Source organism: Methylobacterium sp. Leaf104, assembly GCF_001422885.1.
In the GTDB taxonomy this organism is placed as follows: Bacteria; Pseudomonadota; Alphaproteobacteria; order Rhizobiales; family Beijerinckiaceae; genus Methylobacterium.
This window is the reverse complement of sequence record NZ_LMMZ01000012.1, coordinates 205081-219631: the sequence shown is the minus strand read 5'-3', so window position 1 is coordinate 219631 and position 14551 is coordinate 205081. Positions and strand designations below refer to the sequence as shown.

General features: G+C 73.0%; 18 protein-coding genes. 9 read left to right on the top strand and 9 right to left on the bottom strand.

Translation table 11 applies throughout. From position 1 onward, the window contains the following. Window positions 1-65 precede the first annotated feature (65 nt). A complete protein-coding gene (locus ASF49_RS10440; protein WP_056471802.1) occupies window positions 66-755 on the top strand; it encodes a hypothetical protein in 690 nt (229 codons plus the stop codon). A gap of 6 nt (window positions 756-761) precedes the next feature. Here the strand turns inward: ASF49_RS10440 and ASF49_RS10435 are convergent, their stop codons facing one another. From ASF49_RS10435 to ASF49_RS10425, 3 genes are all read right to left on the bottom strand, one after another. Further along, window positions 762-1703 (bottom strand): ABC transporter ATP-binding protein, encoded by a 942-nt coding sequence (locus ASF49_RS10435; RefSeq protein WP_056471799.1) that lies wholly within the window; start codon window positions 1701-1703, stop codon window positions 762-764. Window positions 1704-1750: 47 nt separating this feature from the next. Further along, window positions 1751-2020, bottom strand: coding sequence for a hypothetical protein (locus ASF49_RS10430; protein WP_056471794.1), 270 nt, complete (start codon window positions 2018-2020; stop codon window positions 1751-1753). A 195-nt stretch (window positions 2021-2215) separates the two neighbouring features. Beyond that, a complete protein-coding gene (locus tag ASF49_RS10425) occupies window positions 2216-2536 on the bottom strand; it encodes a hypothetical protein (protein WP_056471791.1) in 321 nt (106 codons plus the stop codon). 193 nt (window positions 2537-2729) lie between these two features. Between ASF49_RS10425 and ASF49_RS10420 the strand changes: the two genes are divergently transcribed. Both ASF49_RS10420 and ASF49_RS10415 read left to right on the top strand, forming a co-directional pair. Then, window positions 2730-3470 (top strand): HAD family hydrolase, encoded by a 741-nt coding sequence (locus tag ASF49_RS10420; RefSeq protein WP_082511117.1) that lies wholly within the window; start codon window positions 2730-2732, stop codon window positions 3468-3470. A 408-nt stretch (window positions 3471-3878) separates the two neighbouring features. Further along, complete coding sequence (locus tag ASF49_RS10415; RefSeq protein ID WP_056471785.1) at window positions 3879-4208, top strand: hypothetical protein; 330 nt, start codon at window positions 3879-3881, stop codon at window positions 4206-4208. Between the two features lie 19 nt (window positions 4209-4227). On the opposite strand, the gene tenA is transcribed toward ASF49_RS10415, so the two are convergent. The 6 genes from tenA to ASF49_RS10385 all read right to left on the bottom strand — a co-directional run bounded on the left by tenA (window position 4228) and on the right by ASF49_RS10385 (window position 8178). Further along, entirely contained in the window at window positions 4228-4926 is a 699-nt protein-coding gene (gene tenA / locus ASF49_RS10410) for a thiaminase II (RefSeq protein ID WP_056471783.1), read from the bottom strand. Further along, window positions 4923-5813 carry an aldose 1-epimerase family protein gene (locus ASF49_RS10405; RefSeq protein ID WP_056471780.1) on the bottom strand — a complete coding sequence of 297 codons (891 nt, stop codon included), beginning with the start codon at window positions 5811-5813 and terminating at the stop codon, window positions 4923-4925. Before ASF49_RS10405 ends, tenA begins: the two co-directional genes overlap by 4 nt. Window positions 5814-5868: 55 nt before the next feature. Further along, window positions 5869-6789: a penicillin-insensitive murein endopeptidase gene (mepA, locus tag ASF49_RS10400; protein WP_056472674.1), complete on the bottom strand. Its 921-nt coding sequence runs from the start codon at window positions 6787-6789 to the stop codon at window positions 5869-5871. A 162-nt stretch (window positions 6790-6951) separates the two neighbouring features. Continuing rightward, window positions 6952-7494 (bottom strand): hypothetical protein, encoded by a 543-nt coding sequence (locus ASF49_RS10395; RefSeq protein WP_056471778.1) that lies wholly within the window; start codon window positions 7492-7494, stop codon window positions 6952-6954. A 5-nt stretch (window positions 7495-7499) separates the two neighbouring features. Next, on the bottom strand, window positions 7500-7709 hold the full coding sequence (locus tag ASF49_RS10390; RefSeq protein ID WP_056471777.1) for a TOBE domain-containing protein: 210 nt from the start codon (window positions 7707-7709) through the stop codon (window positions 7500-7502). Window positions 7710-7842: 133 nt separating this feature from the next. After that, entirely contained in the window at window positions 7843-8178 is a 336-nt protein-coding gene (locus ASF49_RS10385) for a DUF2293 domain-containing protein (protein WP_056471775.1), read from the bottom strand. 376 nt (window positions 8179-8554) lie between these two features. Between ASF49_RS10385 and ASF49_RS10380 the strand changes: the two genes are divergently transcribed. From ASF49_RS10380 to ssuD, 6 genes are all read left to right on the top strand, one after another. After that, window positions 8555-9655, top strand: coding sequence for an HD-GYP domain-containing protein (locus ASF49_RS10380; protein WP_243214529.1), 1101 nt, complete (start codon window positions 8555-8557; stop codon window positions 9653-9655). A gap of 315 nt (window positions 9656-9970) precedes the next feature. Continuing rightward, complete coding sequence (gene msuE, locus ASF49_RS10375) at window positions 9971-10567, top strand: FMN reductase (RefSeq protein WP_200930035.1); 597 nt, start codon at window positions 9971-9973, stop codon at window positions 10565-10567. Window positions 10568-10580: 13 nt separating this feature from the next. Next, window positions 10581-11543: an aliphatic sulfonate ABC transporter substrate-binding protein gene (locus ASF49_RS10370; RefSeq protein WP_056471769.1), complete on the top strand. Its 963-nt coding sequence runs from the start codon at window positions 10581-10583 to the stop codon at window positions 11541-11543. 6 nt (window positions 11544-11549) lie between these two features. Further along, the gene (gene ssuC, locus ASF49_RS10365) at window positions 11550-12332 is read left to right on the top strand and encodes an aliphatic sulfonate ABC transporter permease SsuC (protein ID WP_056471765.1); all 783 of its coding nucleotides are present in this window, start codon (window positions 11550-11552) and stop codon (window positions 12330-12332) included. Window positions 12333-12383: 51 nt separating this feature from the next. Next, window positions 12384-13229 carry an ATP-binding cassette domain-containing protein gene (locus ASF49_RS10360; RefSeq protein ID WP_082511115.1) on the top strand — a complete coding sequence of 282 codons (846 nt, stop codon included), beginning with the start codon at window positions 12384-12386 and terminating at the stop codon, window positions 13227-13229. 31 nt (window positions 13230-13260) lie between these two features. After that, entirely contained in the window at window positions 13261-14424 is a 1164-nt protein-coding gene (gene ssuD / locus ASF49_RS10355; RefSeq protein WP_056471762.1) for an FMNH2-dependent alkanesulfonate monooxygenase, read from the top strand. The last annotated feature ends 127 nt before the right edge of the window (window positions 14425-14551 follow it).

Below are 14551 nucleotides of genomic sequence, written 5' to 3'. Positions count from 1 at the left end.
GCGGCGCCGCACATCCGGACGGTCGGCCGGGTCTCCCGGCCCGGCGATGTCCCGAAGGGTCTTCCATGGTTCCTGTTCTGCGACACGGCCTCCGGCTCGGGGCCGCCTTGCTCGTCCTGTCCGGTCCCGCCGCCCTCGTCGGCGCCCCCCATCCCCTCGCGGTCGGCCGGGCTCAGGCCCAGGAGGCCGCCCCCGAGGAGACGCAGGCTCCGGGACGCAAGACATCGCGCCGGGCGCGCGAGCGGGCGTCGAAGGCTGCCGTGACGGCGCCCGGCATGCAGCAGGCGACGCCGGTGGCGATCTTCGGCGACTGGAACGTCTTCGCCAACGGCCAGGGCAAGGCCCGCGTCTGCTACGCCATCGCCCAGCCGCAGACGCGCTCGCCCAAGACCCTGAAGCGCGACACGGCCTACCTCTTCGTCACCGTGCGCAAGGCCGAGAACGTCGCCAACGAGGTCGCGGTGATGCTGGGCTTCCCGGCCAAGCCCGCCGGCAGCCAGGCCAAGGCCAATGCGGGCGCGGCGCCGACGGACCCGACCCTGAACCTCGGCGCCACCCGCTACGGCCTCGTCACCAAGGACAACAACGCCTGGCTCCAGAACCCGGCGGAGGAGACCCGCGTGGTCACCGAGATGACGCGCACGCCGAAGCTCCAGATCAAGACCACCTCGCTGCGCGGCAATCCCACCAGCGACGAGTACGCCCTGGCGGGGTTCGGCGACGCGATGAAGCGCGCCCGCGAGGAGTGCAAGTAGAGGGGCCTACGTCACCGCCCGGGCCGCCTCGGCCCGGATCGCCGCGAGGGTGAGGTGGGCCGGCGGGCCGTCGCCGGCCAGGTTCAGCCCGTCGGCCCCGGTGGCGAGGAGGAGCGACAGCGCCTCCCGCAGCGAGGCCCCGGCCGCGATCGCGGGGGCGTCCGGCAAGAGGCCGGGGCTCGCCAGGCTCCCGGCGGTGATGAGGGCGAGACGGCGCAGCGCCCGGTCCTGCCCGACGAAGCCGGCGACGAAGGCATCGGCCGGTGCGGCCAGGAGGCGCTCGGGGCGGTCGGCCTGGACGATGCGCCCCGCGCGCATGAGCACGACGCGGTCGCCCATCCGCATCGCTTCGTCGATGTCGTGGGTGACGATCAGCACGGTCTTGCCCAGGCGCCGCAGGATGGCGCCGATCTCGGCCTGCAGGCGGTCGCGGGCGACGGGGTCCACCGCACCGAAGGGCTCGTCCATGAGCAGGACCGGCGGGTCGGCGGCCAGGGCCCGGGCCACGCCGACGCGCTGGCGCTGGCCGCCGGACAGTTCGTGCGGGCGGCGCGCCCGGTACTGCGCCGGATCGAGGCCGACGAGGTCGAGCATCGCGTCGACCCGCGCGGCGATCCGCGCCCGGGGCCAGCCGAGCAGGCCCGGCACGGTGCCGATGTTGTCGGCGACGCTGCGGTGGGGAAACAGGCCGACGCCCTGGAGCACGTAGCCGATGCGCCGGCGCAGGGCGACGGGATCGCCCCGCATCACGTCCTGGCCGGCGACCAGGACGCGGCCGGCATCCGGCTCGACCAGCCGGTTGACCATGCGAAGGGTGGTGGACTTGCCGCAGCCGGACGGGCCGATCAGGGCGCAGACGCTGCCCTCGGCGACCGCGAGGTCGAGGGCGTCGACGGCGGGGCGCTCGGCTCCGGCGAACCGCTTGCTGACGCCCTCCAGGCGGATCACGGGGCCGGCGCGCGGCCCGGCGGCCGGGGCCTCAGCAGCCCCTGCACTCAGCAGCCCTTGCAGATCGAGCCCATGGTGGTGCGCATCTTGGTGTCCCAGGCCTTGTCGCGGGCGGCGGAGGCGCGCTGCGCCTTGGCCATGTCGCCCTCGGTGGAGGCGCGGGTATAGGGGGTCTTGCCCGCCTCCGCGCGGCCCGGCGGCTTGGTCACGCCGGTCGGGGCGACGTTGCGCTGGGGCGTGCCCGAGGACGGCTGCGCCAGGACCGGTGCGGCGCCGAGGGCGAGGGCCAGGACGGAGGCGGCGACGATGCGGGACATGATGGCGGGGAATCCCTGACAGGTGACGCGGTGCCGGGACGACCGAACGTGACAAGTCCCGCGACCCGCTGATCCCACGCGTCTACGACGGGGACCGTTCGGGATTATGGCATCTCGGCCGCACGGCGCGAAGGACGGGCCGGGCAGCGCGTGCGAAATGGCACCCGCGTCGGGGGGCATCGGATCGGACCGTGCTCAAGGTCCGCTGAGGAAGCCGATCCGCTCCCGCGCCGGCTGGCCGAGCCAGAGCAGGACGGCGCCGATCACGAGGGCGATCAGGGCGGCCGGCGCCAGGGTCAGGGGCAGGACCAGGATCTTCCAGAGCCAGGGGGCGACGCTCTCCACCGTGCCCTGGAGGGCGTTCGCCCGGTCCTTGAACAGCGTGAAGGCGAGGTCGCTGACGCTGGTGACCCGCAGGCCGTTGTTCGCGATGGAGCGGGCGCCGTCATAGACGAGGCAGACGAAGCCCGCCGCGAGGAAGACGAGGCCGAGGAAGCGGCTGAGGAAACGGACCATCGCACCCGATCGCACCCGCCGGCATCCGCGCCGGCCGAAGGGCTGAGTAGGAGGGCGCGCCGACGGGCGCAAGCCACCGAGGTCCCGGCCCGCCGGCCGCGCGGTTTGCGCCGGCTCGCGTTCGCGCCATATGCGGGCCTTGGGCCGCGCGGCAGGCGGGGTCCGGCCGCAACCCGAGACCCGACCCGAGCCCATGCGCGACGCCTCCACGCTCCTCGATCCCGCCGACCCCGATTCCGTCCACCCCTTGCCCGCACCCGGCGAGACCGCCCCGCCCCTCGGTCTGGTGATCTTCGATTGCGACGGGGTGCTGGTCGACAGCGAGCCGATCAGCCTGGCGCGCCTCACGGCCGGCCTCAACCGCATCGGCGTCCCCATCGACGTCGAGACCGTGCGGGCGCGCTTCGCCGGCACCTCGATGGCCTCGATCATGGGCCACATCGCGCAGGATTACGGGATCGCGGCGCCGGAGGGCTTCGTCGAGGCGGTGAAGGCGGACACCCTGCGCGCCTTCGACACGGAGCTGCGCGCGGTGGCGGGCGTCGCCGCGGCGGTGTCCGCCCTCGGCCTGCCCACCTGCGTCGCCTCCAGCAGCGATCCCGTGCGGCTGCGCCATTCCCTCGGGCTCACCGGGCTGCTGCCGCTGTTCGAGGGACGGATCTTCTCCTCGACCATGGTGGCGCGGGGCAAGCCGGCGCCGGACCTGTTCCTGCACGCCGCCGCCACGATGGGCGTGGCGCCCGAGGCCTGCCTCGTCATCGAGGACAGCGTTCCCGGGGTCACGGCAGCCCGGGCCGCCGGCATGCGCGTCGTCGGCTTCAGCGGCGGCGGCCACTGGTCCCACGACCCGGCCGCCGCGGACCTGACCCGGGCCGGCGCGGCCCGGATCTTTCGCGATTACCGGGACCTCGCCGCCGTCATCGCGGCCGTCTGACGGGGGTCGCGAAGGAAGCAGGCGTGCCGGGGACCGGGCGGGGCGGTTTCTGCCACGGACTGTGCTGCATTCGGAAGATCGATCCGTTGACGAAACGCAGCGGGATGAGCATCTTTGAGACGTTCGGCGACGCCATTTCGTGTCGCCGGGCCGCGGTGATTTGAAGTGTGTAGCTTGCGCCGCGTCATCAAACGCTAAAGCACCGCGATGCGCTCGCGCCTCGTGGTCCTTCTTGGAAAGGATGACTTGCCGTGACTGTCTGCAACGCATGCTGGCCGCGGGGCGATGCCTCGCTCCCCCGGACCTCGGATCTCCGGTCCCAACGCGGATGCTGTCGACGCTGACCGCCCCGTCGCGTCCCACCATTCGTCTTTCGCCGGCTCCGCGCCGGCCACCGGAGTCCTTGTCATGCCCCATCTTCAGATCGAGGCCGAGCGGGCGCTGAATCGCCTGCACGCGGTCCCCAGCTTCGTGGATCACCGGGCGGAGCGCGCCCGCAACCGCCTCCATGCCGAGCCCGCCCCGGCCCGGATCATCGAGATCGGCGAGGTCACCGCCGGGATCGCCGTCCCGGAACCCGGCGGCGTGCGCTTCTTCTCGTCGAGCCGCGACTTCGCCCCCCTCGACGGCACGGTCTTCCGCAGCGTCGAGCAGGCGGCCCGCGCCGCCCGGGACCGGTTCCGCAGCCGGACCCGTCCGGCCGCCGGCGCGCGGGCGCCCCGGCTCCAGGCCGTCTGACGGGACCGGGCCGCCCGCCTCAGACCGGCCAGGCCGCGTCGCGGTAGGCCCCGTCCCAGAACAGGTATTCGAGGCGGGTGGCCTGGGCGTAGGCGTGGTGCATGCGCGCCCGGACCTCCGGCGAGGCGCCCCGGGCCGCTTCGTCGGTGGCGGCGATCATGGCGGTCACCGCTTGGGCGAAGTCCTCGCCCGCGTAGGTGTCGATCCAGGCGCGGTACGGGTTGTCGGCCCGCACCCGGGAGACGATGTCCCGGCCGATCTCGGCGTAGATCCAGAAGCACGGCAGCAGCGCGCCGAGCACGACTTCGTAGGGCTCCGCATAGGCGGTGGCGATGAGGTAGGAGACGTAGTGGTCGCAGGGCGGCGAGAGCGGGGTCTTGGCGAAGGTCTCGGCGTCGATGCCGTAATCGCGGAAGAAGCCGCCGTGGAGCGAGCGCTCCACCACGATGGCGGTCTCGGCCGCCCGGGCGAACTGCACCATCCGGTCCGGGTTCGGCGCCTTGGCGGCGGCCAGCGCCAGGGCGCGGCCGAAGCCCACGAGGTAGTGCGCGTCCTGCACGATGTAGTGGATGAAGCGCGCCCGGGTCAGGGTGCCGGCGGCGAGCTCGGCGTTGAAGGGCATGGTGCGGATCGCCTCGTAGGCCGCCGCGTTGCGGGTCCAAGCGTCCGGCGAGAAAGCCCCGGATGACGAAGCGTCCGGCGAGAGAACGTCGGTCATGCCCGGCTCTCCCGCTCGAAGGACAGGGTGACGCCGTGGCGGGCGCGGGCTCCCGGCGCCAGCAGGCGCTGCGAATCCCGATCCTTGAGGTCGCCGGCGAAGCCCGCCCAGTCGGCGTGCCCGGTCCAGCATTCCAGCGAGAGGAACGGGGCCGTCGGCTTGGTCCAGACCGCCAGATGCGGGAAGTCCGACGCCGCGAGGCGGATCGCCGTGCCGTCGGGTCCGGTGAAGCGCATCCAGGCACTCGCCGCATCCCGGAAGACCAGGGCCTCGGTGAAGAGGGCCGGATCGAGGGGCAGGGTGTCGCCCGCCAGGGGAATCGGCCGCTCGTCGCGCAGGAGCAGGCCGCCCGGCCCGACCTCCGGCGCGAAGGGGCGCTCCGGGTGCTCGAAGCGGACCGCGTAGCCGCCTCCGGCCGCGCGGGTGCCGCCCGCGAAGGGCCAGGGGAAGGCCGGGTGGAATCCGAGCCCGTAGGGCAGGGGCGCCGTGTCGGTGTTCTCGATCCAGATCTCGAAATCGAGGAGCCCGGGGCCGACCCGCGCGGTGATGTCGAGGCGGAAGGCGAAGGGGTAGTGCACCCGGGTCGCTTCGCTGTCGGTGAGGCGCAGGCTCACGCCATCCTCGGACCGCTCGATCACCGTGAACGGCAGGTCGCGGGCGAAACCGTGCTGGGGCATCGGGTAGGCCGCCTCGCCCACATGGACCGTCGCGTCGGTGGAGGCGCCGACCACCGGGAAGAGCCAGGGCGCGTGCCGGTTCCAGTGCGCGGGATCGCCGCTCCAGAGATACTCGCGGCCTCCGACCTGCCAGGAGACGGGCTCGGCCCCGTCGGCGTCGATGACCGCCTGCGTGCCGTCGCCGGCCGTGATCGTGATCCGTTCGCCCATCGTCGTCCTGTCGTCCGGCTGGCCGCCCCCAGCGCGAGGGCGGCGGGAGAGATCCTCAGCGCGCCTTCAGCACCGCCCGGCAGGCGGCGGGAAGCGCCGCCATCGTCATGGGCGGCCTCGGGCGCGGCGGCGTCGTCGCGGGCTTCGGGTTCAGGATCGCGTCGCTGAACCAGTAGGCCAGCTCCTCGCCGCAACCGTCGCCGGAGGGCGGCGGCGCCTGGTCGCCGCACTGGTCCTGGCCGGCCGGGCAGGCGAGGCGGATGTGGTAATGGTAGTTGTGCCCGTACATCGGCCGCACCTTCGAGAGCCAGGCGCGGTCGCCGCCGGCCTCGCGGCACAGGGCCTTCTTGATCGCCGGGTTGACGAAGATGCGCGCCACCTCGCGCTCCTGCGCCGTCATCCGGATCAGCTTGAGGTGCTCGGGGGTCCAGACCTGCGGGTCGATGTCGAGGCGGTCGGGACGGACCACGTTGGTGGCGGAGGTCTCCTCGCGCTCGGCCCGGCTCATGCGGTGGTCGGGCATCGGGGTGAGCCAGATGTCGGCGTCGAGGCCGAGCTGGTGCGAGGCGTGGCCGGTGAGCATCGGGCCGCCGCGGGGCTGCGACATGTCGCCGACGAGGAGGCCGTTCCAGCCGATGCGGGGCGCCTTGGCGGCCAGGCGTTCCAGGAAGTCCACGAGGGGCGGGGTGCCCCACATCCGGTTGCGCGACAGGCGCATCACCTGCCAGTTCGGCCCGTCGACGGCCAGCGCCTCGCCGCCCGAGAAGCAGCCCTTGGCGTAGGAGCCGTAGGCGTGGGCGGGGCCGGGCGCCGGGGTGGTGGCGCGGCCGAACAGGGCCTTGGCCGGCGTGTCCGGCGCGTCCGGGTTGGCGAGCGGCGGCAGGGGCTTCGGGTTGACGCTGCCCCGGTCCTGGGCCTGGGCGGGCAGGCAGAGGCCGAGCAGCAGGAACGTCGCGAGGCGAAGGCAAAGGGTCAGCGGAGGGCTCCCGGGATCGCGTCCCCGCGGGGCGGGGCGCCGAGGATCTGTGACGGGCGAGGGGCGAAGTCTTGCGAGGAGTCGAGGTCTTGTGAGGAGTCGAGGTCTTGCGCCCACGCTAGTCCATCGGGGATCGCCCCGTCGAGGGTCCGCGGCGCCGCCCTATTCCACCGGCGCCACGGCGATCCGGATCGTGTCGGCGGGCGCGCCGCTGATCAGGAGGGTGATCGGCGCGGTGCCGAGCTGGAACCGCACGCTCTTGGCGAGCATCGGGCAGCCGGGACGCATCGTGCTGGCGGTCGGGGGGCGCGTGGTCCGGCCGTCCTGGCTGACATCGATCCAGGCCCGGTCGGACAGGGTGACCTGATAGGCGCCGGGGGCGAGCGGCGCCTCGAGGTGCAGCGCGCCGCCGTAGGAGCCGGGCGTCGGCTCCCGCGAGGGCGCGAAGGGCGGGGCGACCTCGGCCTGCGGCTTCAGGACGAGGATCGCGGCCGGCATCGCGGCCGGCAGGGTGCCGCCGGCCTCGACCCGCGGCAGGCCGGCGGCCGAGAACCAGGCCTGCTCGCGCAGGAGCGACCAGTCGAACCGGGTGCAGGCCGCCGGGTCCGCGGCCGGCAAGGCGCCGGGCTCGCGGGATGGCGGCTCCTGCGCCCAGGCCACGGGGGCGGACAGGGCGAGGAGCGCGATCGCGGCGAGACGGCGCATCGTCCTCAATCCACCGCGACCAGCACGTCGGAGGACTTCACCACGGCGTAGGCCTCGCCGCCCACGGTCAGCTTCAGGCTGTCGACGGATTCGTTGGTGATCGAGGCGGTGACCAGCTGGCCGCCGGCGATCTCGATCTTCACGTGGGCCGTGGTGGCACCCTTCTCGACCGAGACGACCTTGCCCTTGAGGACGTTGCGTGCGCTGATCCTCATGACGACGGATTTCCTACCTTGTCCCGGCCCGGACGGATGGGGCCGGCGCGGCGGGACGATGCCGTCCGGGCCGGCGCGGTGCAAGCCGTCCGGATGCAACCCAGCACCGGAGCCCACGCGACCGTGACCGGCCTCACGGGGCCTCGTCCTCCTGCGCGCTCTCCTCCGGCGCGCTCTCCTCCTCCGAGACCCGCCGGCGCGAACCCCATTCGGCGAGGACGGCATTGAGGTCGTCGAGCACGAAGTGGCGGGCGCTGTCGCGGTCGTAGCCCTCGTCCAGCAGGGTGTCGTACTCGGTGAAGACGTGGCGGGCATAGGCCACGAGGGCGAGCCAGGCCGCGTTGTCCGGACGCGCGTTGCGCAGGCCGGGACTGGCCAGGGCGCGGTCGATCACGGCCTCCGTCTCGAAGTCGGGCAGGCGCGGGGCAAGCTGCGCCAGGGCCGCCGCCACGGCGTCCCGCCGGTTCATCGCCCGTCTCCCATCAGCGCCGTCCTCCGCCCGTCCCGCTCGGCCACGGGGTGCGCGACGCCGCCGGAAAAGTCCACGCCCGCCGCTCGGGGGCAGCGCCGGCCGGCCGGCGGAAGGGCCGCTCCCGCCCGGATGCGGGCTCGCCTCCGAACCCGGCCGGGCGCGAGTGATTCGACGCTGTTTACAAGGTTTCTCGCCGCCACGGCGGACTGGTCTGTGCCAGGATGGGATTTCGAGAGGGCTGCGCACTTCACCCCTCCGCAGAGACCACGTAGATGATGCGTCACGACTGCCTGATGATTTGTCGTGAATTGTTCGATAATGAATTGGTGTCAAATGTTGAGGGTCGGGCTCAGGAGCCGGACCGCACACCACGTTGACGGACCCTCTCGTGACCCAGGACAATTCCGTTCTCATCGTCTCGGACAGGCCCCAGATCGCGGCCCTGCTCTGCCGCGCCGTCGAGAACGTGGTTGCCTGCCGCTGCATCGAGCCGCGCGAGGCCCTGCCGGCGACGCTGCCCCTCGTCGCGGTGGTCGACGTCAGCGGCGACCCGCGCCTCGCCGCCACCTGGATCGCCCGCTTCCACGGCTTCCGGATCGCGAGCCTGCAACTGACCAACCAGGCGCCCGCCACCCGCGGCCGGGCCGCCGTGGCCACGCGCACCCTGCCGGCGGACGCGCCCCGCACGACGGTCCTCGCCACCCTGTTCGCCCTCGTGGACACCTGGCAGGCGGCCCGCCGGAGCGCCGTCGCCGCCCCGGTCCGGAAGGTCCGCGACATCGCCGAGCGGGCGCGGGCCGCCGTCGGCCTGGTGGCGGGCGCGTTCCAGGCCGCCGGAACCGGGCGGCCCCTCAGCGCCGAGGAGATCGATACCGGGACGGAGCTGATCCTGGAGGCGGTCTCGGATTCCGGCATCCGCACCTGGCTCGACGTCATCCAGAGCCACGACCAGCAGCTCTACCAGCACTCCCTCAGCGTCGCCGGCTATGCCGCCGCCTTCGGGGCCGGCCTGCGCCTCGCCCGCGCCGACCAGAAGCGCCTGGCGCGCGCCGCCCTGCTGCACGACGTCGGCAAGGCGAAGATTCCCCTGGCGATCCTGAACAAGCCCGGCTGCCTCACGGACGAGGAGATGGCGGTGATGCGCACGCATCCGGTCGTCGGCGCCGACCTCCTCGCCGCCCAGGGCGGGTTCGACGAGGCGACCCTCGGGGTGGTGCGCTACCACCACGAGATGCTCGACGGCAGCGGCTATCCCGACGGCCTGAAGGGCGCGGCGATCCCCGACCTCGTGCGCCTCGTCACCATCTGCGACATCCACTCGGCCCTGACCGAGCGGCGCCCCTACCGCGATCCGCTGCCCCACGCGGAGGCCTATGCGCTGATGCAGGGCATGCTGCCCAGGCTCGACGCCGACCTCCTGGGGGCGTTCCGGCGGGTGGTGCTCCAGGGCGTGCTCGACGACGCCGTCGCCTGACGCCCCCGGTCCGGGGTCCGGATCGACCCGGGCGGTGAAAATCCTGGCATCATAATGCCTGTCGAACGGGATCATCTCCCGATGCGGCGCAGGCCGGAGAGATCCTCTCCCGGGTGCCCCGCATTCAAAAGAACGTTTCATTGATTCTCGGGCGTGCAACGGGCACGTTTTCGACAGATCGGCGCCACGGAAGTTCCGCGGCCCAACCTGTTGTTTCAGAGCGAAGACCTTCGAAATTTCCAGTGCCGACCGACGCTCGTCTTGAGCGGAGGCGCAGGCACGTCCGGATGTCTTGGCGCCTACGAGAGTCGTCCCATGTCGCTGCCCCGCATCGTCGGCTTCACCGCCAATCTCCAGCGCCCCTCCAAGACCCGGGCGCTCGCCGAATCCCTGGCCGAGGCGGTCGGCACGCAGGTGCGGGCCGATATCCGCCTCTACGACATGCTGGATGCCGGCACCGGGCTCGGCGCCGCCTGGTCGCGGGACCTGCTGCCGCTCCCGGCCCGCCGCATCGTCGAGGCCATCGAGGGCGCCGACGCGCTCATCGTGGGTTCGCCGGTCTACAAGGGCGCCTATACGGGCCTGTTCAAGCACCTCTTCGACTTCGTCGACCCGGCCGCCCTGGTGGGCAAGCCCGTGATCCTGTCGGCCACCGGCGGCGGCCCGCGCCACGCCCTCGTGGTCGAGCATGCCCTGCGTCCGCTCTTCGGGTTCTTCAGCGCCCACACCATCCCCAGCGCGGTCTACGGCTCCGACGCGGATTTTCGCGACGGAATCCTCGTCGACCCGGGCGTGAAGGCCCGCATCGCCGACGCGGCGGGCCAGCTCGCGGACCTGCTCCAGGCGCGGGCCGCCCGCGCCGGGACGCCGGAGGCCGCGGCCCCCGTCGCCGCCTTCGCCAGCGCCGGCTGACGGCGACCCGGCGATGCTCTCCCGACGCAACCTCGTCGCCGGCGCCCTCGCGGCGGCCGCCCTGCCCGGGCCGGCGCTCCGGGCCGCCGAGGGCGGCACCTTCCGGATCGGCTACCAGAAGAACGGCATCCTCGTCGTCGCCAGGCAGCAGGGCACCATCGAGCAGGCGCTGAAGCCCCTCGGCGTGTCCGTGCGCTGGACGGAGTTCTCGTTCGGACCTCCGGTCCTCGAGGCTCTGGGCATGGGCGCCATCGATTTCGGCCAGACCGGCGCGCCGCCCCCGGTCTTCGCCCAGGCCGCGGGCAACACCCTGCTCTACGTGGCGGCCCAGGATGCCGGCGGCTCCGGCGAGGCCATCCTGGTGCCGCAGGGCTCCTCCCTGACGACGCTCGCCGACCTCAAGGGCAAGCGCGTCGCCTTCGCCAAGGGGTCGAGCGCGCACTACCTCGTCGTCCGCGCGCTCGAGAAGGCGGGGCTCGCCTACACGGACATCGAGCCCGTGACCCTGGCGCCGGCGGACGCGGCGGCCGCCTTCGCGCGCGGCGCCGTCGACGCCTGGGCGATCTGGGACCCGTACTTCGCCATCGCCGAGCGCCAGCCCGGCACCCGCATCCTGGCCAGCGCCGCCGAGATCGAGAAGCCCACCAACTTCTTCCTCGGCAACCGGGACTTCACGCAGGCCAACGCCCCCGTGGTCCAGGCGGCGGTCTCCGCCCTGGCCGAGGTCGCGGGCTGGTGCGAGGCGCATCGCCCGGAGGTCGCCGCCCTGCTCTCGAAGGGCACCGGCGTGCCCCTCGACGCGACCCGGCGGGCCGTCGACCGCAGCGTCTACGTGATCGCACCGCTCTCCGAGCCGGTCATCGCCGGCCAGCAGCGCGTGGCCGACCGCTTCCAGGCCCTGGGCCTGATCGCCAATCCCATCCGCGTCCGCGATGCCGTGTGGACGCCGCCGGCTCCCCCGGCGAGCAAGGGCTGACATCCGATGACGACCTCCCTCAGCACCCGCACCCTCGAGCGCCTGACGCCCTGGCTGGTGCCGGCCGCGATCCTGCTCGGCTGGCAGGTCGCCGCCTCCACCGGCCTCGTCTCCACCCGCTTCATGCCGGCGCCCTCCGGCGTCGTCGCGGCGGGCTGGCAGGCGGCGCGCAGCGGCGAGCTCTGGACCAACCTCTCGATCAGCTTCGCCCGGGCGGCCGTCGGCTTCCTCATCGGCGGCGGCATCGGCTTCGCGCTCGGCCTCGCCAACGGCCTGTCGCGGCTCTCCGAGCGCCTCACCGACACGACGCTGCAGATGATCCGCAACATCCCGCACCTGTCGCTGATCCCGCTGGTGATCCTGTGGTTCGGCATCGACGAGGAGGCCAAGCTCTTCCTCGTGGCCATCGGGGTGTTCTTCCCCGTCTACGCCAACACCCTGCACGGCATCCGCTCGGTGGACCCGCAGCTCGTCGAGATGGGCCGGGTCTACGGCATGTCGCCCACCACCCTGTTCCGGCGCGTGGTCCTGCCCGGCGCGCTGCCGTCGATCTTCGTGGGCCTGCGCTACGCGCTCGGCATCATGTGGCTGACGCTGATCGTCGCCGAGACGATCTCGGCCTCCTCGGGCCTCGGCTACATGGCGATGCAGGCCCGCGAGTTCATGCTGGTGGACGTCGTGGTGCTGGCCATCGTGATCTATGCCGGCCTCGGCAAGGCCGCCGACGCCGTGACCCGTCTGCTGGAGCGGCGGTTCCTGGCCTGGAACCCGGCCTACCGGAACGCCTGACGCGGCGGCACCCCTCCCGAAATCCTCTTCTCCCCTTCGACGGTCCGTCCCATGCTCGCCACCGCCCTCCGCGTCCCCGAGGATTCCCAGATCCGCGACCCCAAACCCCGCGAGGTCGCCGCCCAGCGGGCGCCGGCCCGGACCGCCCCCGCGCCCTCCGCCACGGGCATCGGCGTCACCATCCGCGACCTGACCAAGGCCTTCGACGGCCACACGGTGATCGAGGGCCTCGACCTGCACATCCCGGCCGGTCAGTTCGTGGCCGTGGTCGGGCGCTCGGGCTGCGGCAAGAGCACCCTCCTGCGCCTGATCCTCGGCCTGGAGCAGCCGAGCGCCGGCCGCATCGCCCTCGAATCGCGGGCGGTGCGCACGCCGCCGAAGCGGATCATGTTCCAGGAGCCGCGCCTGCTGCCCTGGGCCCGGGTCGTGGACAACGTCGCGGTGGGCCTCGGCGAGGGCGGCCCCAGGGCGAAGCGCCGCGCCCGGGCCGAGTCGGCGCTGGCCGAGGTCGGCCTCACCGAGAAGGCCGGCAACTGGCCCGCGACCCTGTCGGGCGGCCAGCGCCAGCGGGTGGCGCTCGCCCGCGCCCTCGTCAGCCACCCGGGGCTCCTCGCCCTCGACGAGCCCCTCGGGGCGCTGGACGCCCTGACCCGCATCGACATGCAGGCGATGATCGAGCGGATCTGGCAGGCGCAGGCCTTCACCGCGATCCTCGTCACCCACGACGTCGCCGAAGCCGTGGCGATGGCCGACCGCATCCTCGTGGTGGAGGCCGGCCGCATCGCCCTCGACGTCGCCGTGGACGTGCCGCGCCCCCGCCGGCGGGGTGACGCCGACCTCGCGGCCCTGGAAGGCCGCATCCTCGACCACCTGTTGTCCGAGCGCGCGCCGTCCTGAGCGCCGCGCCCAGCCCCGAGAGAGTTTTCCCATGACCGGACAGACCGACGTTCTCTGGTTCCTCCCGACCCACGGCGACGGCCGCTACCTCGGCGCCCAGGAAGGCGCCCGCGACGTCTCGATCTCGTATCTCCGCCAGATCGCCCAGGCCGCGGACGAGCTCGGCTATTACGGCGTGCTCCTGCCCACCGGCCGCTCCTGCGAGGATTCCTGGGTGGTGGCCTCGGCCCTGGCGCCCCTGACGAAGCGCCTGCGCTTCCTCGTCGCCGTGCGCCCCGGCCTGCAGGAGCCGTCCATGGCCGCCCGCATGGCCGCGACCCTCGACCGGATCTCGGACGGGCGCCTGCTCATCAACGTCGTCACGGGCGGCGACCCCGTCGAGCTGCGCGGCGACGGCGTCTTCCTCGACCACGACGAGCGCTACGTCGTGACGGACGAGTTCCTGCACATCTGGCGCGGGCTGATGTCGGGCGAGACGGTGTCCTACGAGGGCAAGCACCTCAAGGTGGAGGAGGGCCGGGTGATCTTCCCCCCCGTGCAGGCGCCCTATCCGCCGCTGTATTTCGGCGGCTCCTCGCCGGCCGGCATCGAGGTCGCGGCCGAGCATTGCGAGGTCTACCTGACCTGGGGCGAGCCCCCGGCCGGCGTCGCCGAGAAGATCGCCAAGGCCCGCGAAGCCGCCGACCGCAAGGGCAAGACGTTCTCCTACGGCATCCGCCTGCACGTCATCGTGCGCGAGACGGAAGGGGAGGCCTGGGCGGCCGCCGAGAACCTGATCTCGCGCCTCGACGACGCGACCATCGCCAAGGCCCAGGCGACGCTGAAGCGCCAGGATTCCGTCGGCCAGAGCCGCATGATGGCCCTGCACGGGGGCGACCGCACCAAGCTCGAGGTCTCGCCGAACCTCTGGGCCGGCGTCGGCCTCGTGCGCGGCGGCGCCGGCACCGCCCTCGTCGGCTCGGCCGATCAGGTGGCCGACCGGATGAAGGAGTACATCGACCTCGGCATCGACCGCTTCATCCTCTCAGGGTATCCGCACCTGGAGGAGGCCTACCGCTTCGCCGAGCTGGTCTTCCCCAAGCTGCCCCTGCGCGCCACCACCGGCGTCGCGCCCACGGGCGCCCGCAACAACGGTCCGTTCGGCGAGGTCATCGCCAACGACATCGTGCCCAGCCGCCGCATCGCGGCGCATTGAGCGAGCACGCTCCTCGCAGGAGAAGGCAGCTTCCCTCCCCCCTTGCGGGGAGGGACTGAGGGTAGGGGCGCCGCCGCCGGCTTCCGCCCCGCGAGGCTCACCCAACCACCCCACTCCGACTCTCCCC